Genomic DNA, 25,194 nt, shown 5'->3' on the forward strand with positions numbered 1-25,194 from the left:
CGGGTGCGGCGGCTGGAAGGCTGGGCGATCCAGGACCGAGGACACCACCGCTTTCTCACTGCGCGGTTCGCCTTGACCACCCGGTATTTCCGCAGTGCAGGACATCCGCCAGCCGCTCTCCCGCAGCGCGGGAAATCAACATCCTTACCACCGGAACAGCCCTGGCAAGAAGGGACTGCCCCTCAGGATCAGTCGATGGCCAAGCCCAATCACGCTGGGAAGAGCCACCTTGACTTTGCTGGGAGGAGACACGGTTGTCCAACGATGCGGATGCCACCCACCAGCCAAGAGAGACATCTCAGCGCCCTGGCGAGCCGGGACGAACCCGTCCGGACGAAGGCTTTGACTCGGCCCAGGTGGATCCGGCCCGCATTCCTACGCGCGCTGTATTCAAGTCACTCACAGAAGCCCGCAAGGCGAGCAACCGGAGCTTTGGCCAGTTCGCCAGACTTGCACCCGGCGGCCGTCATGTCACGGTGAAACCCAGCCGCCACAGCCGCAAGGTGGAAGTACGTAACCTCCCTGACGGATATCCCGCTCTGGACGCAACGTATGCCACTCATGAAGAGGCAGGCCGCGCTGCCGCGCGACTGGTCTATGAGCAGCAGTGGGAGGACGCTGAGCGCCTCGGTAGGCAATTGAGTCCCGGTCCGTATGCCGACGTCACCGCCGACGGGGGAGTGCTGGCTGCCCGCGAGCAGCTGCGCGTGGCGCTGCAGGACATCGAGGAGGCGTGGGCTGCGTGGTCCGCCTTGCCGCAGAGAGCCGAGCTCACCAGCGCTCGCAGTACAGCGAAACTGGCTCGTGCTCTCGATGAGGCATGGCAGCAGCGCGGCGGCGATCCGCGTCAGTCGTCCCTGAAGAACCGGGTCTACGGCCATGTGGAGATCCACCGAGCAGCCATGGTCCTCCACACCGCATGGGGCGCCACGGGCCCCGAAGCCGACGTGCTGGCCCGGCTGGCTCGCCTGTCCGGTTGGGATGCCCACCGCACGGCGGTAACCGTCAACCTCAGAAGCGAAGCTGTTCAGCGCCAGAAGGCAGAACAGGCCGCACAGGACGAAGCCAAGAAGACCACACAGGACCAGCAGGCCGAGACAACCCCTCCCCGACCAGCCGTCATGCCGGCAGACGCGACACCGGTCGAAGGCGCTCCCGGATATCACTACACCCGAGCAGGAAACCTGCGCGATGGCACCCTCACCGTCTACGGCCCCGATGGAACCCCGATCGCCACAGCTCAAGACACCTACGACGGCGTTGTCGGAACGGTCGACGGCGTGCGGATCCCTGGGGGCGCCTGGCGCGGCACCTTGTTTCCGTACCTTGCCGCCCGCCAGCACCAGGCCGCGTCCATGTCGGCTGACCAACGCGACCGGGTCTGGATCGAACTCACCAAGGACGGCAACGCCGTTGCGCACCGCAGTATCAAGAACGACGAGCATGACCTCAAAGCGTGCAAGACAGCAGGACATTTCTACTGGAAGCCGTCAATCAACATGTACGGCAGCGGAACCAACTGGACGGCCCCCACGCGGGACCGGAACCTCGCCGCCGCACTCGCAGAGTTCGCCGCCCAAGGCCGCCACGTGCTCGTCAAGTCGCCATCCCAGGCACAGGAGGAGAAGGAGCCACCGCCGGCCGGAATGACACTCGATGCTCTGCAACGGGAGCTGATCGACCTCGATCGGACCATCACCGCATGGGACACCCGCTACCGCGGCAGCGATGTGCCCCCGCGGATCTCCTCCGCCATGGCGCGGCGCGCCGTGCTGCGGGCCGAACGGTCACACCGCCTGATCCAGGATCTGAGCCAGCGCCCAGCCCCTGCCGCAGTCCCGGACACTCAGGCGCTGCTCGACGAACGAAACCGGCTCCAGAGCCAGACGACCACCTACGCCAACACCGATGCCAGCAAGACGATCGAGATCCGCCTCAAGGAGGTCGACAGCGAGATCAGGCACCGCGCGGCTGTAGAGATCGCTTCGCGCCCCGATCCACGAACGCTGGAGCAGTACGGGATCACCACCGAGCAGCGGCAACTCGTCAAACTGCGCTCCGACTACAAGCCAGGGTCAAATGACCGAAGGATCCTTGACGACCGCATCCGCGCCCTCGGCGCCGCCTGGTCAGCCCATGAGATGCACAGGCTCCGCGCACAGAAAGAGCCCGCCGACCTCAACGACTTCGCGCTGGACAGTGAACGAAAGAAGTTGAGGGAGCGATTCGGCGACATCGAAGAGTCCTCCGAAGAGTACCTGGCCGCCAAGCGGCAACGCCTGGAATCTCTGCGGGCCGAGGCGGAACGCCGCGATGAGCCCACCTACCGTGCAGCAATCGACCGGGTAGCACTCGAGGACAGCAGCCTGTACATCGACGGCCAGCACTACGGCACGATCACCTTCAGCGAAACCAATGAGGCATGGCTCGGAAGCCACACCCCGGCTTCTCGCCAGGAGCGGCGGACTCAGGGGCGCTCGCGGGCCGCAGTGATCGGCTACACGGTCGGACACTACGACGAAGACCCTGACATGGACGGCGCTCGAAAGTGGGGCCCCTACGCATACCTACCGATCCCCAAGGCCTATTGCACCGCCTATTCCGAGTTCGCGGCTGCACACGGACACCACCGGCCCACAGCGGTGCTCGAAAACTACCAGCTCGCCGACCTGATATCGCGGCTGGCGCACAGTCAGCAACGCACGGAGCAGCAACTTCGGCTGCCCAGTGGGCTGCTGGCCGAGCTGGAACGCCAGACCCACGCAATGGTGGAGTCCCTGCGCAGCATCAACCTGGACCGAGACCAGGACAAGAGCGACCGGGGCCGGGCCGGCAGGCAGATCAAAGCAGCAGCGTCTGTCCTCCTGGAGATCCAAGAACAGAGGACGGCAGCACGGGCCAAGGGATGGGACGATGACCGCAGGGTCGTCTCCCGCGAGGAGCTGGCCCAGCAGCTCGAAGGGCTGGCGAGCGGCCCGGAAGAGGAGGGGAACGAGAGTGGACCAGTACGGGCAGAAGGCCTGGGAACACTGGGAGGACAAGCACCCCCAGGAGCTGGCCAAGCTGAAGAGCCCACAAACGTACTTCACGGACCTGGGGATGCGGGCTCAGCGAATGATCGGCGAACTGATGCAGACGATCCAGGCATCGATGCCCGCGACGGACGACTACCAGGAACGCATCGGCCAGCACAACCAGGCACGAACCATGGCACAGGAGCAGGTCCTGCAGGATCTGGTGTACGCACCGCCACCGACAGCCACGCAGTAGCACTCCCGCAGTTCGTCTACACCAGCCTGGACGACATGGGACCTGACAACCCTGTCGCCAAGGCTGAAACGAACGTTGACGCGATCGTCCTGAAAAGAGAGGTCGAATCCTCCGGGCGTGCACTGACGGAGGCGGACCGACGGACGCTGGCCCAGTTCTCCGGATTCGGGTCCGTACCGCTGCTCTTCGCACCTCGTCCCCGGGACGCCGACCCCATCTTCGGACCCGGAGGCGAACGTGAAGGCGGCTTCGCCGCCGCTCTCGACGACTGGATGCGGTTCGCCCCCGCGCGCGACCGGCTATGGAAGCTGCTCTCACCCACGGAGTGGCGCGCGGCCGCGAGCTCCACCGTGTCCGCGTACTACACCCCACCCGAGATCGCCCGCGCCATGTTCGTTGGGCTGGAGGCTCTCGGCTTCAACGGGGGTGAGGGACTGGACGCCGGGTCCGGCATGGGTGTCTTCGCAGGTACCGCGCCCGAGAATGTGCGCCTGACCATGGTGGAGAGCGAGGTGACGACCGCTGGCCTCTCGCGCCTGATATTCCCGCACGTGAACGTGCTCAACGAGTCGTTCGCTGACACCGACATTCCGGCCGGCACGTTCGACTTCGCTATCGGCAACCCCCCCTTCGCGAACCTCCCCGTCAGCGACCTCGCCAAGAACCGCAACGGGCACCTGATCCACAACTACTTCATCATCAAGCAGTTGGAAATGCTGCGGCCCGGCGGCTACGGCATATGGATCACCTCCACAGGCACCCTTGACTCCAGGCAGTCCCGGGCCCGGGAAGAGATGGCGCGCCACGCTGACCTCGTCCTCGCCCTGAGGCTCCCGGCCCGGGTCTTCGCCCGCTCCGCCGGCACCGATGTCGTCGTCGACGTCGTCTACTTCCGACGCCGCATGCCGGGGGAGGAGCCACGAGACCTTACCTGGCTCAGGTCCGAGCCCTACCAGGTCGGCGACAGCACCCCGGACCTCAACCGCTACTTCCATTCCCGCCCCGACCACGTCCTGGGCACACTGGCCATGCGGAACACCCAGCGCGGCCCTGAACTCACCGTCAAAGGCCGCGCCCAGATCGCTCCGCAACTGGAGGCCAAGCTACGCGAGATCGCAGCCCAGGCAGTGGCCGACGGCCTTGCCTACCGCCCGCACCCGGAGGGTCCCGACCGCCCTGCCCTACGCCTCGAGGAGGCGCGGACCAAGCACGCCACCGACTTCTCCGGACGTCTCTACACCGACGACAACGGCATCATCTGGCAGCACAACAACGGGCTCGCCCCCATCGAAGCTGTCCCCGCCGATGGCGAAACAGAGCAGCTGCGGCACTTGATCGCCATGCGCGACCTAGCACTGGAGCTCCGCGCTCTGGATGCCGCCGCGGCCGCCGACCGCGATGCCGCCGACCGGCTACGAGCTCAGCTCAAGACCGCCCACCGCGACTACACCCACCGCTGGGGCCCGCTTTCCCGCCCGGGCCAGCACCTCGCCAAAGCCAGTCGTTCACCCGCTGCTGTATCCGACGAGGCGACCGGGCCGTTGCCCACAGCGTGGGGCTGGTTCCTCATGGATCCGCAGTCCGCCTCTGTCCTTGGTCTCGAACGATGGGACAAACAGGCCGAGGAGCCCGTGCTCGCGGCCATCCTCGAAGCACGCGCCGAGGCCCGTGAAACATCCCTTGAACGCACCGACGATCCCAAGACCGCACTCGCCGCCGTGCACGGCCGTACAGGCCAGGTGGACCTCGCCGAGATCGCCCGGCTCCTGAACCTCGATACAGCCCAGGCCCGCACCGCGCTCGGCACCGACGTCTTCGACGACCCAGACCCGGACTCCAGTGACCTCATCCCGTCATGGCTGTACCTGAGCGGCAATGTGCGCGCCAAACTCAAGTCGGCCAAGGAAGCTGCCCGCCGCGATCCTGCGTTCCAGGTCAACGTCACCGCCCTTACCGGTGCGATGCCACGCCCGAGAAAGATCGGCGAGTTCAAGGCCAAACTCGGCGCCGCGTGGATTCCCGAGGAGCTGGTTCAGGACTATCTGCGGCACCGCCTCGGAGACCCGACACTCGTCGTCGTCCACACCCACGCCGGATGGACGATCAAAGCGCACGCGGTCCTGGATGCGGCCAACGTCCTGCACGGAACCTCACGACGGCGGGCCGTGGATGTCGCGACCCGTGCTCTCAACGGCGGCTCGACCCAGCTGATGACCGAAGAGGTGCTCCAGCTCTCCGGGGGACGTACCCGCACCCTCCGCGTCGTCGACGAAGACGCCACCCGCGAGTACCGGCAGAAAGTCGACGCCATGCGGGCCGGATTCGAGCCCTGGGTCCTGGACGACGAACAGCGCCTGAGCACCCTCACCGACGCGTACAACACCCAGATGAACGGCCACGTCCTGACCCGCTGGGAAGGGATGAAACCCCCGGCACAGGGACTGACCAAGGAACGCACCCTGGGTGATCACCAGAATGCCGCCGCGGCGAGGATGCTGCATTCCAAATCAGTCATCGTTGCGCACGAGGTAGGTCTGGGAAAGACCACCACAGCCATCGTCGGCGCGATGGCACTCAAACAGGCCGGCCGAGTCCAGCGGCCCTTCGTCGTCGCACCGAAGAAGGCACTGGGCGTATGGGAAGCCGAGTCACGCCTCCTGTACCCCAACGCACGGATCCTCACCATCCGCTCCCAGGACCTCACCGGCCCCAAACGGCGCCCCCTGCTGGAGTACCTGCGCACCGACGGACACCTCTACGACCTGCTGATCTGGCAGGAAGAAGCATTCCAGACCGTTCCCATGAGCCCGGAGTGGCAGGAATGGTACGAAGAGGAGGAAATCCGGCTCCTTGCGCAGCAGATCTCCACCGAGAAAAGCCGTCTCGGCATCGACCTGCGGCAAAAAGTCCTCGAAGAGCGCATCGAGCGCCGCCGGCAGGAGATCCGCAGGGCCAAGGCCCCCAACCGCCGCCCCGGCGAGATCTACCTCAACGACCTCGGACTCGACTACGCGATCATCGACGAAGCCCACCGCTACAAAGGCCTCGCCATCAAATCGGGGCTGCTGAGCAACGCCCCCGAAGACTCCCTGCGCGGAATCCACCTCCACCAGTTCACCACCTGGCTGCACAGCATCCGCAAAGGCAAACCGACCCTCGCACTCCTCACCGGAACACCCTTCACCAACACCATCGCCGACATACACAACCTGCTGCGCATCGCCGACCAGGACGTCCTGGCAGCCTTCCTGGTACTCATCTTCGACGACTGGGCCATGACGTACGGCGAAGCTGTCACACGCATCGAGCAGGCCCCGGACGGCTCCGGCATCAAGCTCGTCGAACGCTTCTCCCGCTTCACCGACTTGCCGTCACTGATGACCAAGTGGCTCTTGGTCGCCGACGTGATGCTCGCCGAGGACGCCGGCATCGAGCGCCCCGCCGTCAAGGGTGGCAAGCCCAACCTCGTTCTGGCCGAAGACACACCGCAGCAGAAGGAGCTCTCAAAGGAGCTCATCGCCCGCGGTGCTGCCATCCACGCCGGCGACGCCCGGCGTGAATGGCTCGAGAGCCTGGCAGCCTGGGAGGACGCAGGCCGGCCAGGCGGCAAGGAAGCGGCACCCAGGCCCGACATCATGCTGTCCGTCATCTCAGACGGCCGCAAAATCGCCATGGACCCGCGACTCCTGCGCACAGACACCACACCAGGCCGCAAGGTGACCGTGGTCGCCGAGCTTGGCGCGCAGCTCTACGAGGAATCCAAGAACAACCGATACACCTACTCAAAGACCGACCTGCGCCCTCACCCACGCCCCGGTGGCCTCGTAATGATCTTCTGCGACCTGGGCACCCCAGGCGGCAAACGGCGCACCGAATCGACCGGGTTCATCACCTATGACGCGCTCAAAGCCGAACTCGTCCGCCTCGGAGTCCCCCGCGACAAGATCGCCTTCATCCACGACGCAGGAGATGACCCAGACGCGTTCACCGAGCTCATCGCCAAAGCGTGGGACGGACGCATCAACATCCTCATCGGATCGTCCGAGAAGATGGGCGAGTCCATCAACGCCCAGAACCGCGTCACCGACGTCATCCACATGGATCCGACGCTCACCCCCAACAGATTCGCCCAGCGCGACGGACGTGGACTCAGGCAGGGCAACCAGAACGCCGAGGTCGGAGTCCACCTCGTCGGAACCCGGCACAGCCTCGACAGCTGGGAATACGGCATTCTCACCTCCAAGGTCGCCAGCTCCCGCGTCGTGATGAGCCGAAACGTGCACCAGGCCCTGCTCCTGGAGATCGACGAGGCCGAGGCCGACTTCGGCACCATGCAGGCAGAACTGACGGGCAACCAGTACCTGCGCCAGCTCTTCGACACCCGCGAGGAGCTGCGCACACTCACCTCCGACCAACGCATCACCGCAGGCCAGCGCCTCAGCGCCCGCACTCTGCTGAACGAGAAGCAGCAAGAAGCCGCCCGCATCCGGGCAGCCTTGCCCATTCGCACCGCAGCCCTGCCACGCATCCGCCCCACCACAGGTGACAATTTCGCCCTCACCATCGCCGGCACAACCCATGACGTCTACACAGCCGGAGCTCGAGCTCTGCACAGTGCGGTCGTCCAGGCCCTGACAGCGCACGCGTCCACCGGGACCGCAGGGCCCGCCACATCGGGCCACTTCGGCGGCCTCGACCTGGCGATTCAGACCGACGCAAACGCAGGCGAACTCACCGCATACGTCCACTTCCCAGAGCTCCCCGGAAGCCTGATCCAGATCTCGCCCCAGGACCTGCAGAACGACGCCACCGGCACCAGCCTCATCGGCAAACTGCGACGCGCCCTGGAGACAGCTCACCATCTGCACGACGCCGAGACGGCCGCCCTGCCAGACCTGGACCACGAAATTCGCGAGCTGGAGAACGCACGCTTCAACGACACCGACTACGAGGCATTGATCGAGCGTGCACAGGGGCGGCTGGCCCACCTCGAAGCCATCGTCACTGCCCGCGCCGAGCTCGACAAACTCCCACCTGCCTCCCACGACACCCATCCAGACCTCGAAGCCGATCGTGCACGACGTCAGGCCGCCCTTGACCAGAACGTGGCGCGCCTTGAGGAGTACGACCGCGCCGCCGCCACAATTGATGCCCAAACCCCACTGGTCCAGCAGGCCGTCGTTGCCGGCGGCGAGAGCCAGGAAGAGACACAGCAGACACGGGATGAAGTGTCTGACCAGATCGAGCCCGAGCCCAGAGAAGCCCCCGCCGCCGACCATCGGGTCCTGGCCGGTCCACTAGAGGAGGCAGCCGAAGTGACCGAACACGACATCGCCTCCGACCAGCCACAGCAGACCGCGACCCAGGTCCGGCAGGCTGCCCAGGACGAGGCCGGTCACCTGCAGAGGACCACCCCCACGCCACAACGAGCCGCAGAACCGGAACCCCCTGCGAGCACGGACGCAGGGCCGGATGCCCTGCTTGCCGAGCTCAACAGCCTTCAGGCGGACCTGGAAGACGAGGATCTGCCGTCCGACCAGCGTGAATCCGCCGAGAAACGAGTCCGGGTGCTGCTCCGCGAGATTGGCCTCCACCTGGACGAGCCGTTCCCTGAAGATCTGGAAGATCACGAAGAGCGTCGTCGAGCCATGGCCGGCCGAGACCGCCGCCTGGCAGAAGCCGAGGCCACCCGTCACGAAGAGCGGGCAGCACAGCTGCGAAGTCAGGCGCCGCAGGAAGCCAAGCTGAGCGACGCCCGGGCCCGCGAAGCCCGTGACCGGGCGAAGATCGCTAAATGGCGGGAACACATGGCCCGCGAATTCCGGCAAGACGACTTCCAGCCCGGCGACCTGATCGAGTACACCTGGCGAGGCACAGTCCTACGCAAGGTCGTCAAGCGGTCCAATTCAACGACGATTACGATTTCATATGCCGGTTCCACCAGAAAGATCGAGTATGCGCGGGTTGTTGCACGCATCCGTAACGGAGCGGTGGTCAAAGACCCCGGGGAGCTCGACGAAAACCGACTGCATTCGGACGGATCACCAGTCACCGGAGCCGATGCAGCCACACAGGTGACGACAGTGGGTGGGGCGGGAAACGCCACGGCCAACGACATCGCCCTTCAAGAAGACAGCATTGCGGGAAACGCCAGCCACCCGCACACCGACCAGGACCCCCCACAGTCAACCCGTCTTCGAGCCAACCACGAAGGGACATCTCCACAGGACGACACCCCCGCGAGCACGGACGCAGGGCCGGATGCCCTGCTTGCCGAGCTCAACAGCCTTCAGGCGGACCTGGAAGACGAGGATCTGCCGTCCGACCAGCGTGAATCCGCCGAGAAACGAGTCCGGGTGCTGCTCCGCGAGATTGGCCTCCACCTGGACGAGCCGTTCCCTGAAGATCTGGAAGATCACGAAGAGCGTCGTCGAGCCATGGCCGGCCGAGACCGCCGCCTGGCAGAAGCCGAGGCCACCCGTCACGAAGAGCGGGCAGCACAGCTGCGAAGTCAGGCGCCGCAGGAAGCCAAGCTGAGCGACGCCCGGGCCCGCGAAGCCCGTGACCGGGCGAAGATCGCTAAATGGCGGGAACACATGGCCCGCGAATTCCGGCAAGACGACTTCCAGCCCGGCGACCTGATCGAGTACACCTGGCGAGGCACAGTCCTACGCAAGGTCGTCAAGCGGTCCAATTCAACGACGATTACGATTTCATATGCCGGTTCCACCAGAAAGATCGAGTATGCGCGGGTTGTTGCACGCATCCGTAACGGAGCGGTGGTCAAAGACCCCGGGGAGCTCGACGAAAACCGACTGCATTCGGACGGATCACCAGTCACCGGAGCCGATGCAGCCACACAGGTGACGACAGTGGGTGGGGCGGGAAACGCCACGGCCAACGACATCGCCCTTCAAGAAGACAGCATTGCGGGAAACGCCAGCCACCCGCACACCGACCAGGACCCCCCACAGTCAACCCGTCTTCGAGCCAACCACGAAGGGACATCTCCACAGGACGACACCCCCGCGAACACCCACACCGGGCGGGCCTTCGCACGCGACTCAGAGAACCATGGGCCGGACACGGAACCCGTCCATGACACAGCGATGTTGCCCAGCACACCACCCGCCCAGATGGACGAAGAGGCACTGGAGGCCGAGGAAGGCAACCTGCACGACATCGTGCAGGCCCTCGCCGATTCAACAGACCCGCTGGACCTCGCCTACCGCTACCAGGCAGAACAGCGCGCCTGGGAGATAGCCGACGAGATACGGCGCCGGGAGCCCATAGAGCCAGAGCGAGAACGCGGCCAGATCATCCTTGACCGTCTCCTAGGGTACGGACTGAGCAACGACGCCCCGGCCGTAAGCGGCGGCGACCTGGACCAGGCCCGGGAGCAACTGCCTCCTGCAAAGCCCGGATCCCCTTCCGACGATGAGTGGGCCCGAATCGAGGCGGAAGCCAGTGCTGGGGAGACCTACCCGGCCACCCCAGAACAGCAGATTGGCATCGAGGCGGTGGCGCGCCGGCGTCTCAATGTCGCCGTACGGGCCCTCGCGGGCACAGGAAAGTCGGCGTTGATCCAGATGATCTCCCGCAGGCTGCCCGGCAAGAGGATCGCCCTTCTTGCCTTCAACCGGAGCGTCGTCGAGGAAGCCAAGGCCGCAAAAGCGGCCGGCAAGTACTCCGACAACATCGAACCGATGACCGCAAACGGGCTCGCCTTCCACGCGGTCAACCGACGCTACGTGGACGCAGGCCGAGGCCTGAAGGAACGCCTGCCCGAGAACGGCGGCGCCTCCCGGCAGACGGCCCAGCAGATCGCCGACCTGATGCGCGTCTATGACGACGTACCCGTAGGCCCCCGCCGCGTTCACCCCGCCCAAGCGGCAGCGATGGCCCGCAGCATGCTCCAGCGGTGGTGCCAGTCGACCGACACGGAAGCCGGCCCACAGCATGTCCAGGTGCCCACGTTCATCGGCGAAGCCAACCGCGGAGCTCTCTTTGAAGCTCTCAAGCCCATAGTCGAGCGCATGTGGGCGGACATCACCGATCCGTACGGCACGCTCACCTACGACCATGAGTACATCGTCAAGCAATGGGCACTGTCGGGCTTCCGGATCCAGTACGACGTCATCGCATGGGACGAGGCGCAGGACGTCAACCCGGTCCTTGACGGGGCATTGCGTGCTGCGATGAACCAAGGCGTCCAGGTGGTCATCGTCGGCGATGCCAACCAGTCCATCTACGGCTTCCGCGGCGCAACCGACGCACTGTCCCACTTCCCCGTCGACGTCCAGCTCACCCTCACGCAGTCCTTCCGCTTCGGTGATTCCATCGCCGAAGCCGGAAACCGCTTCCTGCGGCTGATCGGCACCCGCATGCGGCTCAAAGGCCTGTCCGGCAAACCCGCAGAGCTAGCCGAGCTCGGACCCGACGACGTGGACGCGGTGCTGACCCGTACCAACGCCACCGCGGTGACCGAAGCGCTCGACGCACTCGACGCCGGCAAGCGCGTCGCCGTAGCAGGCGGACTCAAAGAGATCCGTGACTTCATCGGCGCCGTTGAGCAACTGAAGGAAACGGGAGAGAGCAACCACAAGGACCTTGCCGCCTTCCGCTCATGGCAACAGGTCGTCGACTACGTCGACGACGAATCCGAAGCGGCCGGCTCCATGCGAACCATCGTCCACCTGATCAAGGACGACAAGGAAGGCCGCCTCGACCAGCTCCTCACCTCCGAAGGCCTCGCCGACATCCATCTCAGCGAGGACGGCCAACGGCTGTGGGTGGAAGGCACCCAGCCCGGAAACCCCGAACACCAGGCCTTCACCGACTGGCTCAAGGAACGCAAGACCAACGGATTCGGCAAACTGGTCTACGACGGCAGCTCCCGGCGCTGGTACTACCAGCCAGGACGCCACCGGGCGTCCTTCGTCAAAAACGGCCAGACCATCAGCTACTGGGTCAATAACCCCGCCAACACCCTTGCGGACGCCCGGCTCGCCATAGAAGCCCACATCACCGCCCACACACCCGAGCCCGAACCGGGCCAGGGCGGAATCGTCGCCGAGCACCAGGACCCAGACGTCACCATCTCCACAGCCCACAAGTCCAAAGGGCTGGAGTGGCCACGAGTACGGATCGCCTCAGACTTCGTCGGCCCCGAACTCGACCAGGCGGGCAACATCGAGTGGGACACCATGCCCGACGATGCCCTGCTGCGCCTTGCCTACGTAGCGTTCACCCGTGCCACCGAAACCCTCGACCCGGGCTCCCTCGGCTGGGTCCTGGAAGCGACCGCCGACAAGGACCCGCTGGAGCGGCCCACCGGCATCTACCGCAGGAAGTGGACCACCGACGACTTCGCCCCCGGCCGCACAGTCGCCTACGAAGCCGAGGACGGCAGTTTCCGGCGCGGCACCGTTCTGAGCACGGAGCCGCCCACCATCCTCCTGGTCCGAAACGACGACAGCCACCAGGTTGAGGACCTAATTCTGGAGCAGGTCCTGTCCTGTGACGGCCATCAGCCGCCCCAACTGCCCGTGGCCAACGACACCGACCTCGACCGGGCACTGGCCCAGGGCCACTACCAGCCGCCGAGCCTGCGTACCACCGCCTTCGGGCCGACCACCGTCGCCAACCCTGCGACTCCCACTGTCCAGCCGTCCGCGCCGACAACCGCCCGGACGCCGAGCGGCACCCCCGCTGCGCCGATACCCGGCGACGGGCCGACCATTCACCACGCATCGCAACTACGAACACCAGCAACCACTCCCGGCGCGACTGCCGAGACCGAGGACCGGCACACGCGCACCTTGATTGGCCTCTACGACAGAGCGCTACAGAGCAACGAGCCTGCCGAGCGAACGCTGCGTGCTGCCGCGACCGGAGATGAGGACCTCTATAACCGCGCCTTCGACAGCTGGTTCGCCGACCAGGCACCAGCAGGCACACCTGCAATCGAAGCCATGCGACAGACACTGCAGCATGCGATCGCTCTCGCCTCACGACCTTCCCCCGTGCATCCCTTCCCGAACCGCGAAACCGGGAAGGCCGGATCCGCGCTCCTCGCACACCGCGCCTCGCAATGGATCGAGAAGGCCAAGGACCACGTCGCTACCCAACACCGAACCTTCAAAACTTTCGCCAACGCCTGGAAGTCCGCCGACCACGAGCGAGACCACGGCCCCATGGTCCGTGCGGCACGCCACACCAGGACCCTGATCAGATGGGTGCAGAAGCAGCACCCGGAAGCATCCGCCGACTTGATCGACGGCCTCAACCAGCTCGCCAGTCAGGCCGACCAGCTCGTGCAGCGCTGGGAACAGGACTTCGAAGAGCCGAAAATCTCAGACGCCCTGCGGAACGCCGCGAGAGGAGCAGAGCCCTATGGAGGGCCCGATACTCCCTATCGGGCCATAGCCCCGAGACTCTGGCCCGACCGCGATGGTGCACTGGACAGCTGGCAGAAGCTTCGCAGTGCTCTTTGCGCCCGTGTGCCGGCAGACGACGCGCTTCTCCTGGAGATGGACGTCCTCACGCTGAGACTCAAGGAGTACAAAGCTGTCTGGAACGAGGTGGCCACCGCAGACCAGGCACGCCTTCTCGCCTACCGGATCGCGGAGCGTGATCCCGGGCTGCGTGACGCGGCCACGCAGCACACCGCCGCTGCCTGGACCTACGCCACGCGCCTGATGGCCACGGCCAGTGGGGGAGTCCGCAGTGCTGAACTGCTGGCTCGCCTGTCTGAGAGCGTTGAGGCGGATGCTGCGGAGACCACCTCCCCACCGCGCGTGCAGGAACCCCCCTCGCCTGCCCTGGTGCTGCATCACACCCCAACAACCATCCCCCGCACCTTCATAGAGAACCTGCCGGATGAGGCCGCGGACCTGGCGACATCTCTCGGTTTCCGGCCAGCACCGGCAGAGAGGACAGGCACGTACGCACTGCCGGACCACTGGACGAACGCCCTACGCGCCCGCCGCGCCCAGGCCCTCACCGTCGTCCTCAGACGCTCGGGTCGCACCATCGCACTCATCGATGAACACCCTCCAGGCCCCGGTGAGAACGCCGGACCCTTCTCCGAACCCGAAGACCACGCCCAGAGCGAACACACGGCCGCGGCCGCCGTCGTGGAATGGAGCCAGAGCCACCTCAGCAACCACGGCAGTGACGTGCCGAGGCACGACGAAGACTGGAGCACCGCCGAGCACACCGCCTGGTCCGCCGCCCGCACCGCACTGAACTCACTGACAACCCGGCATAGCGAACTTCAAGGAGCTCAGGACACGCCACCGAGCGCAAGTCCCTGGCGTGACCTCCTCTCAGCTGCCGAGGCACTCGACGAATGGAACCACCTCGCACCTGCTTCGCTGGCCTCGGCGACGCTCATCGAGGCCCTTGACCTCTACCTCGCTCGTTGGGACGCTACCGCCGACACCGCACTGCGTGCCCCGACAACGCCCAGCCCGGCGCTCACACGACTTCTGGCCGGCGACGCGGCACGGGCACTGGTCGAACGCCCCACCATCGAGCAGCGCCGCAGCGCGGCACTCGCACGGGTCACCATGGGGGAGCCCGGCGAGAACGGCCGACGGCCTGTGAGCGTTGACGGCGAGCCAACCGGCCATCATCTTGCGGACGACCTCCACGGATGGATCCTTTACCACGACAACGGCGCGATCTCCGATCCGTACGAGACCGACGACGAAGCGCTCCACGCAGCGGTTCGTGCGGCAGACCTCCGCCGCTTCGCAACCCCCAGCACACCGTCGCCCACCGCGGTGGATCCCCAGACCAACCATCCGGTGGGAACCACCGTCCCCGTAGGGTCTGCGGACGTTCCACGCTGGGAGGACGGTGCCCCACAGATCGCCGTACCCGCGGAGGCTACACCCCTGCCGGACCACCCCGGATACCTCCAGCACTCCGACCCAGAGACCGGCACCATCGCTGTCTTCGCCGCCCAGCAGTTCATCGGCCGCAGCGAACCATTTACCAACTCAAGAGCCCAGATCCGCTACCGCAATCACCTCGGTGACGACCAACTGTTCAACGGCAAGAGCCCCAGCGACGCCGTGAACAGGATCGCGGAAGCCCACGCAGCCCTGACCGGCCCGCTCCCTGAGCGCACCGGCGACGCCGAGGACGTCTGGATCGAGCACCACGACCAGGCCACACGCATCCACGGGTCAGAGAAGGACGACCTTGAAGTCCACGCTGCACTTCAGTTGTCCGGCTCGTTCCGTCCGCACTACGAGCGCACAGCGGGCCGCAAGACCTTCCAGTACTGGGCCATGTCCTCCAAACTGTCATGGGAAGAGCGCACCGAAGCTGTGGAGCGACTCGTCACCCTGATGGCATCACGCGGGCGCGCCCTCGTCCGCAAGGACCAGACAGAAGCCGCCGACGCAGCAACCCCGGCCACAGGGCCTGTCAGCAGTTCCTCCCCAGCGGTCTCGGACATTCCCGACTTGGTGGTCGATACCAGCGCATGGCCCGCCGATGCCGAACCCGTAGCCGGCAAGCCAGGATTCTGGCTCTTGTGGGAACCCGCCCAGGAATTCAACCCCTATGACGACTATCACGACTACACCCGATACGTGCAGATCGGGCACGGCGCCACGACCATCGCCCGCGCCACCAGCCCCCGGCGGGACGGCAAGAAATGGACGTTGCTGATGGGCGGCGACCACCTGACCGGCGCCGCCACGATCGAGGGCACTGCCCAGATTGCAGTGCGTCACTGGCAGTTGCTACTCAGCCCCGCCGCGATTGCAGAGCCTGTCCGTGACCCGATGTGGGTGGAGCACAACGAGACGACCACCATTGTTCACGGCTTCACCGAGGGCGACGAGCAGGCATGGGCGGCGTTGCGTCTGGCGGACTTCGGCCGCATCGGAAAGACCGACACCATCGGTCTGCGCAGGGTCCGCGGCAAGGACAAGAATCTCAAGGAGATGCACTTCGGAACCCGAAGCCACAAGACCAGCCTGCTCGTGGGCTCCCTCGCCCACGTCGGACGCATTGTCGAAGTCCACTCCTCCGTCGCAGCGCGGACTGCGGCCCTCGCCGCCCCAGAGCCGGACCATTTCACGGCGCAGGACCACAAACAGGCCTCTGACGTCCGCAAGAGCGGGACAGAAGGCCGCTGGTCCCCCGCCGACTTCCACCCAGGAGACGAAGTCCGGGGCCGGTCCCTCGCCTACTGGCGGCGTGTGGAGGAGGTCGACGCCGGCGGCGTGGTTACCTCGGACGGTGATAGGTCCTCCTGGCGCGAAATCCTGGCCAGGCGCCGCGAAGGCAAGATCACACGCGCCGACACCCCGCCGGACACCAGCTACGCCCGCCCCCTCGCGACCCCGGTGCGCGACCTCGACGACGAGGCAATCAACGCCGAGCTCCATAGCCTCACGCTTCCGCCTGCGCGACCCGAACACGCCTCTCTCATCACTGCCCGCAGCAACTCCCTGAAGGCCGAAGCGGAACGGCGCCGCGAGCGTGCCACCCAGGCCGAGGAACAACGCTTGCTCTTCGCCGCAGGCCTGGCGATCCCCGGTGTCCTTGAGAAGGCCGGCGCTCTCGTCCTCCACGATGAAGACGGAATCCTGCTGGGCGCGGTCATCTCCGAAGGCCGCCGACATCAGTTCATCAACCGTGACGGCTACCTGCGCGGCTTCCCCGAGGACACAGCCGCCTTCGCCCAGGACGCGCTGTTCAAAGAACTCGAGCAGCTCGAAGCCGCTGCCCCCGAAGGATGGCGGCCGGCACCCTTCACCACGCTCACTCCCGGCGAAACTATCCGGCTTCCCGGAACTGAACGCAGCTGGGGAGACCGGCGCATCAAGGTACAGAGCGCCACCCCCGGCGACCCCTTCGAATACGCCACGGCCAGCTGGACGCCGACCGGCGAGCTGACAGTGACCGGCCTCAGAGAGCGGCAGCCGGTATCTCTCACGCTCAAGCCCGACGAGGCGGCTCTCGGTGCCTTCCGCCGCGCGACAGGGTCACACGCCTACAACGAGCAGCACCGAGTGCTGCACGCTGCGCGCACCAGGATCAAGCGGGCGCTCACAGGCGTCGGACCCATTCCGATCACTGGAGCCAAAGCGTGGAAGGACGTGCGCGCCACCGTGGCCAGCGTCCTGCGCCGACCCGTGACACCCGCGGAGCTCGCCACCCGATTGCCGAAACTCGTTGAAGCAGCGAACGCCTTCGCCCAGACCTACACCACCGACCGGTCGGACCGGAACGAGGAGCTCACGGCCCTGGCCGATGTGGCGACCTCACTCGCCACCACTCTGCAGCACGCGCCTACGGAACTCCTGAGGGAGCCGGCCGCCGCCCGACCTTCAAAGGAGAGCGACGCCACAGACGACGAACAGCAGCCTTCAGTTCGGGAAGAACCCGTAGCCGGCGACGCACATCCGGCGGAAGCAGGCCGCCGCCGCGATCCCCTGCCCATCGGCACCAGGCACGCATCGGAGATGACCGATTCGCAGCGGTCCGAAGAGGAAGCTGCCCTGAGGGCCTACCGCTGGGCCATGGACCACAGCATCGACCCAGGCAGCACACCCGACGGCGCCGTGTCCCCAGCGGACATCGAGCGCCGGATCCTCCTCAACCGCCGTCACCGCGAATTCGACGAGGCACGACAAGCAGAGCGTCACCCCCAGCCCGAGACGCCCGCCGAGCAGCGACCCCCGCAAGCAGAGACGAGCTCCATGCCGCTTGACGCGGCACCAGCCGCGGAAGACGACACAGAAGGCCGATCCGCGTTCCGGATCGGCAGTGGAGAGCCGTTCGCGTTCGTCCTTCTTCCTGCCCCCTTGGCCCGACGTGCCGGGAGTCTCGGTGCGGTTGTCGACGAGCACGGCCGGTGCATCGGCCGTGCGAACGACTCGCAGGAAGCAGAAAGTGTCGCCCAGGCATACCGCGATGAGCACGACCGGCTGCGGGCAGCGGGGCAGTCCACCGATCACCTGATCCACCAGTTGACCGATGCTGAGCTCACATGGCTCAACGGCCAAGGCGAACACGAGGCATCACCAAGAGGCGAACAGCCAAGCGCGGCTGAGGCAACCGTTTCAGCAGAACCCGCCCCCTCTGTCCCCTCCGAACCCGGCGCGCCCGGCACTGAAGCGACCGAGCCTCCGACAGGCCACAGACACCCCCGCGCCTTCACGGAAATCGACGCCGCGCTCAGGCACCTGGCCACCCTCGACGACTATCGAGTCCGAGCCATCCTCGCAACGCTGCACCTGGACAACGGCCAGCTCACCGCTGACGGCAACTTCATCGTCGCCAAATCCACCTCGACCGAACGTCGCGAGGGGATTCGCCACAAGGGCCGCTGGTACATCCTCCACGCCCGCACCGCAGTAGTGGTAGGCGGCTACGACGGGGACACGAGCAAGACGAGCGCCCTGGCCTATGCAAAGATCCTGGCAACAGCAACGGACATGCACGGAGCCCCCATCCCCTGGGCCGACCTCTCCGACCACGATGCAGCATCGAGCGCGCGCATCGACGCCAATGCGTCGATGGAGCAACTCACCGCGCAGGAGAACGACCGGCAGGCCGAGGCCGAAGACGGAAAACGGGCCGGCTCCAGGTCAGCTCCCCACGCGTTTGCCCGGCGTGCCGACATGGTGGCCCACTGGCGCTCGGGCGGAAGATATTCCGCCGACGACGGCAAAACGGGCTCTTTCATGCGGTACTGGTCCTCCGACGCGGAACGCCAGACACTCCACCTCAGCGTCGACGGCCAGTTCACGCTGATCGCCTATCGAACCGGCTGGGAGATATGCCCGGCTGGGGACGCCATAGCCTTCAGCGTCGGCGGCCAAAGACTGAAGTTCAATTCGCGAGCCAAGGCCGAGGCCTTCGCCGTGAACCTGGCCGCCATTCGGCGGTCGGACGGCACGACGCTCAACTGGGCGAATCCGAGTCTCCATGCCGAGATCACCGACTTCACCTCGGACCGCGCAGAGCTTCTCCGCGTTGCCATCCTGCGTGCCTACGCAGACACCTACGCTGACGGAAAGGGGATCCCCCAGGGCATCGACCCGGCGGCCCTGTACCTACGAGCGGCGGCTGCAGCGGCCAACAACGGTGCGGGCGAGAACAAGAAGTTCGCCGAGGACATCAAGGCAGGTGACCTCCTTCACGGAATACTCCCTCGCCACGTCACCTTGGTCGAAAACACCGGACAGGTCTGGCGGATCACAACCTCCGACGGCGAAACGGGTGACTACGAACGCCGTGACACTCTGCAACTGTTCGAGAAGAATGCCCACGCCGCCTGTGCAGCTACCGGCTTCGACGGAACGGTCGCGACGCGCGTCTACACCGCTGAACTCAAGGCAGGCGATGTCGTCGAGTTCGAAGCCTCCGAAAACGAGATAGCCAGGCTGTCCAGTTCCGAGCCAGATGAGCTCCGCAACTGGAACGGTCGAGGAACATGGCGTGTCGTCGGCATCGTCAACACCACGAACGGTCCACCAGGCACTCACGACGAAGGCGCTGGCCTGCAACTCGACGCGGTGCGTGCCTGGCGCAAACAGTGGTCCGAAGACGGCAGCGGCTGGCAGGAGCACACCCCGGGCACCGACAATCTCCACCTGGACCGCTACACGGCCCCCGGAATCGTCACCTGCCTAGGTGAACACGACGCCGAGACCTGGAATCGGCTGCGTGCAATCGCAGGCGTACGCCGAGGTGAGGGCACCGACCACTCAACGCTTGTCGCACCCGAGTATCCCGCGCCCTCCAGCGACCACAGTCCCGGCGACGCAGAAGGCCACGCTGCCCACGGCACCGGACCCGTGGCCGAAGCCACCCCCGCCTCGCCCCCGAAACAACCAGCGCCAACGGGTGCGGACACCGCCGCTGCGGAAGCCGAGCTGGCCCGCGCAGAGCGAGAGGCAGTGTTCGACGACCAGGCCATTCTCAAAGCCATGGGGGGACGGCTCGTAAAGGACGAAACCAAGACCCTCCTCGGCGCAGTCATCAAGATCGGCGACAAGTTCGCCTCCATCGACCGGGACGGATATCTCGTCAAGATTGCCGGCCGGAAGCGCGATGCCGTCCAGTACCTGTACTGGCATGCCGATACCGCCGAAGAGTCCGCGCCCGCGGGCTGGCGCAGGGCAGCTTGGTCCACCCTCACCGAAGGTGAGCAGGTCCGTCTGCCGGAACCACATCTCCTGTCCACCGCCTCTCATCACACGGGTTCGCTGGGCCATGCCCGTTGGGGAGAAACGGTCACCATACGCACGGTGACTCGCAATCCCGACGGCTCGGTGGCCGTCCACACCATGCAGGACAGTGCCTCTCCCGTCGTCATCGCAGCCAAGGAAGCCCGCGCAGGAGTGGTCCGGGAAGCCGTCGGTGACCACGCGATGCCCGCGGCGCAGATGGTTGCCCGGCAGGCGCGTGAAGCCATCAGGTCTGTCCTGCAGGGCACCACTACCGATGTCAGCTACCCGCTGCCGCACAGCGAGCCTGGACAGAGCATCTGGAACACGCATCAGCAGCTGCTCAAGGCCGGCGAAGCAGTCGCACGACGGCCCGCACCTGCCGACGAACTGCTCCTCCTGCTCACCGCAGTGAAGGACGAAGCCCGCACCTTGGCTCAGGCAGCTACCGCAGCTGGCGAGAGTCTCATTGCAGAACGTGCTGGCGAGGTCGCTGAGACGAGTGACCACTGGATGACCTCCTTGGAAGAGGCCAGCGCCACGATATCCAAGACGCTGCCAGTACAGGCCACACCCCAGCACCAACCCACCAGTGTCCAGAACCCCGCTGATGTCGGCGTCGCAGTATCACCCAGCACTGATACCGCAACGGCTGACGCAGCACCCCTGGACGCCCAGGCCGTCCCAGACCCTGGGGACACCGAGACAAACATGGCTACCCAGGCGGATCCCGGCGACCGCCACAGGGTACGTCCCACCAAGCCGGGCGAAAGCAGGCAGCGCGAACAACCGGCCGAACCCGACTCAGAAACAGTCCAGACCAACCGCCAGGACGGCTCCACGCAACGCAACGGCGAGCAGGCACCCGATTGGGCGAAGCTGGATCCCAGGTCTTATGGCCTCGACGGACGCCAGACCGCACCGCCGTACCCCCCGGTCGAGCCCGTACAGGGCCAGGTCGAACTGCCCCCCGAGGCATCGCTCCATGGCGTACCCCAGGTGGCCCCCAGCGTGAACACGGACGAACCAGCAGTCAAAGACGATGCCGCCCGCCCACCTTCCGAGGGCGAACAAGAACCCAGCACCGAACTCACACCGCCGCAGACTTCCACCGATGCTGTCGATGCCGACCCGCGCAGAGACCAGACGCCGGGCCAGAAACTGGCCGAGTATGCCTGGAGGCAGAGCCGATACGAGTGGCAGCCCGCCACGCCAACCACTCTGCCGAACTACTACTTTGCCCACGCATGGCTCCTTCAGGCCACACGCTGGACGGTACGAGGCATACGCAGCCTGCTGCCCCCGCCGACCGCCCTGGCGAACGACCTGCGCCAACTGATCAAGCGACTCAGCGAACAGCCAGGTGACCGGATCCCCGGTGAATCCTTGCCTGCCGGGGTGACCCGCCTCAACGATGCCACTGATGAGATCACCAGTCTGATACGACAGATCACCCGTCTCGGGGAGGCGCGCACAGACCTGTACACGTGGGCCCCCGTCAGAACAGAGCTGGACGAACTGGCATCCCGGGTAGACAAGTTCCAACAGTTGCTACAGGCTGGGATACCGCACAAGGATCCCCAAAGCGGTGAACCCGCACTGCACGTCCCCCTGCAGATGCCATCTGCCGGAAACGTCTTGAGAGCCAGGGATGCACGGAAAGGCGACCGAATCGTCGCCAAGGATGGCCTGCCCGCACGCATCACCGACATACGCAGAGGGAATCCTCACTCAACTCGCATTCGCACTGACGCCGATGGGGACGTCCTCCAGGTACATCCCACCCACCTGTTGACCCGTGCCGAGCACGTGGACACCGGCGTCTACGCCCCGTCTGGAAACCGCATCGGCACCCGAATCCGGACGTTTTCAGCGAAGGCTGGTGACAGGATCTCCTTCGTTGGCGACTGGCGCACTCTAGACGTGCTGTTCGCCGGCAACGGGATCCTCCTCGAGGACATCGACGACGCAGACCGTCCGGCATGGCTGAAGGTCGAAGCCACCGTCGACGCCACCCATCGCGGCATCGAGACCGTTCCGCTGACGGACATTCTCATCCAGCACCCAGACGGCGCCGTGGAGCACGTTGATCACGTCGCGTTCGCCAACCCACCCCAACAGATCGTGCGCCTGGAGCACACCGCTGAAGGGAAAGAGCTCACCCGGCACGACCTGATCCCGAAGCCCCTGCAGACAGCCCGGCTGACGGCAGGCGACATACTCGTACACGAGGGACGCCATGGAGCTCTCGTGTTGGAGTCCCACACCACCGAGCGCGGAGCCTGGGCGTATCTGCGCGACCAAGCCACCGGGCTCCACAGCTACCGCCACTTTGACACATCACTTCTCCTTGGCCTCCCGGCGAATGACCAGACCACCGCAACTGCCCTCCGATACCTGCGGGACCCCGGGACCCTCGGAATCGACCCGCAGTCCGCCGGAGCACCCGTCACCGATGCCGAAAACGGACTGGCGGAGGAACCACGGCTGTGGGCCTGGGCCAGCACTCAGACTGACGCACTGGTCCGTGCCCTCCACAGGGCGGATCTCAACAATGTGGACCCGCACACCCTCACCGTCATCTCCACCCATGCCCGTGACCTTCGGCGATACGAGCACTGGCGGCTACACCCTCAAGCTCTGCTTGCCTTCCGAGACCAACTCCGCCAACTGTTCGAACACGATTCTGAGCTCGGCCGGTTCGTCGACGCAGCCATCGCAGCGCACGAGTACGCCGCCGCCCGCCTGCACGCCGACGCGGAAGTGCTGTCCAAGGAACAATGGGCAGCGGTCAACCACTACGCTGATCAGCCCGAGGCGGAGGACGGACAGGTCCCATCCGCATGGCGGCGCCGTCTCGTCACAAGCACCCCTGCCCTGCGAGATCTGCTGCGCACCACTCCACCCAGCTCGAAAGAGCAGGGCCTTGCTTCCGCCCGCATAGCTGCCGCCGGCGCCCCATCCCTGGAGCTGGTGAACCGCCTTGCCATCTACAAGGACACTGAGAACCGGTGGCGAATTGTGCTGCCCGCTTCAGGAGCGGACCTGATTCCGCCAGGCCATGCCACAGATGCCACCCACGCAGCATGGCTCGCCGAGACCATACAGGCCCGCGTCACCGATGCAGAGAACGAGCCCTTCCCGTTCGATGCGCCCAATGCCAGCCAACACCTGCCCTTCTGGCGCGCTGGAGAGGGAGGATCGCTGCATCAGGCGCTTCAAGACCTGCTGAGCGAGATTGCGCCGCCTCCGCTCCGGCAAGACCGCTACCAGCAACTCCGCGAGCAGAACGCGGAGGCGCGACGCACTGCCTTCACCGACTCTTCCGTCGAACCAGGCGACCACGTGATGACCGACACTGGTCCCGCACGATGGATCCGAGTCAAGGAATGCAGCGAAAACCACTTCACGGGCCATCTCATCGACGGCGAGCACTCTTACGACACCATCGTGGCCCGCCTGCGCGACGGCGAAGTCCAGACCGCCGATGGGCAGGTGGAGCACCTCGCCGACCCAGAACCCCTTCCCTTCACTTCAGCCAACGACCGCGGCCCGAGGCCCGCAGGGGCGGAACAGACCACTGCCCAACCAGTACCGACCGCGACCAGGCCCACGGAGTCCAACCAGCGGCAGCGTCCTACGGCCAGGCAGGGGAACAACAGCGGCGCTCAGCCCTATCCAGGGGATGACAAGGCGACAAGCGAGCAACAGCCCGTCGCCTCAAGCTCGCCCGGAACGCAGGCTCCCCACCAGCGCCAGCCTGAGACCCGCGGCGGAGGACGACGTCGTCAGACGGCGCCGGCACAGGACGAGTCACTCTTCCCTATCGATGACCTCGATACCGTTCCTCAGCCACCGCCAGGCCCTGCGGGCGATATGCACACCTCGCTGGACGGCAACGACAAGACGAGGCCAGACCGACCCACGGCGAACGAGGAGCCGCGGCACACCGAACCCGTTGTCAGTGCCGACGGCCGCCTTCAGCGCAGTCCAATGCCAGACAGCAACTCCTTCGAGGTCTACCTGCGGCACAAGGACGGCAGCACCTCCTTCCTGTGCCTGGTCGACGAGGCACAGGAAGGACAGTGGGTGGCCGCCGGCGCCCCCGCCCACACCGGACCCACCTGGGAGGCGGCGGCGGGCCTCCACGAACGCAATGAAAATGCTCGGAGAATTCTGGGGCCGGGTTTCACCTCACTGACCCTGTATGCCCGAACGAGTTCCTCCGCAGTAGAGGCTGCCGATCGGCTCAAGGAAGAACTCGGCCGCCTCCTGGACTCTCCCGTTCCTGTACCCGGCCCAACACTTCTGTGTCAGCTGGGCGAGCGCCCAATCTATTTCGCGGCCCTTGACCACCCTGCCCTGGGACGCGTTGTGGACATGGGTCTGGATCCCGGGCAGCGTCCCATCGCCCGAGTGACGCGCGCAGCAGTCGATGCCCACTCAGCAGTGGAGCTCCTGTCAGGGCTAGTGAAGTCCACGACAACGAGCCAACCCAACGGCCTGCAAGACGTCGATGAAGCGGTCGTCCGGCAAGCGGCCGAAGGAGTCCTTGCCGCGCAACAGCGCCGCCTCGCAGCACCACCGCGGCCGCGCCCTGCTGAATCCGTTGGCGCTGCCCGCAGTAGGGAACAGAGTGCGGTTCAGACAGTGCAGCAGGCCACCCATGCGACCACAAGTGTGACTGTGACCTGACCGCCCTGCGCTTGGGTATTCCCGC

Annotated in this window: 1 protein-coding gene; it reads left to right on the forward strand. The window is 65.9% G+C overall.

What is annotated here, in order from left to right; translation table 11 throughout:
- The first annotated feature begins 254 nt into the window (after positions 1 to 254).
- Positions 255 to 25,169 carry a UvrD-helicase domain-containing protein gene (locus tag ACFYY7_RS34190; RefSeq protein WP_388667721.1) on the forward strand — a complete coding sequence of 8,305 codons (24,915 nt, stop codon included), beginning with the start codon at positions 255 to 257 and terminating at the stop codon, positions 25,167 to 25,169.
- Positions 25,170 to 25,194: the final 25 nt, after the last annotated feature.

The organism is Streptomyces sp. NPDC001933, from assembly GCF_042890955.1.
GTDB lineage: Bacteria > Actinomycetota > Actinomycetes > Streptomycetales > Streptomycetaceae > Streptomyces.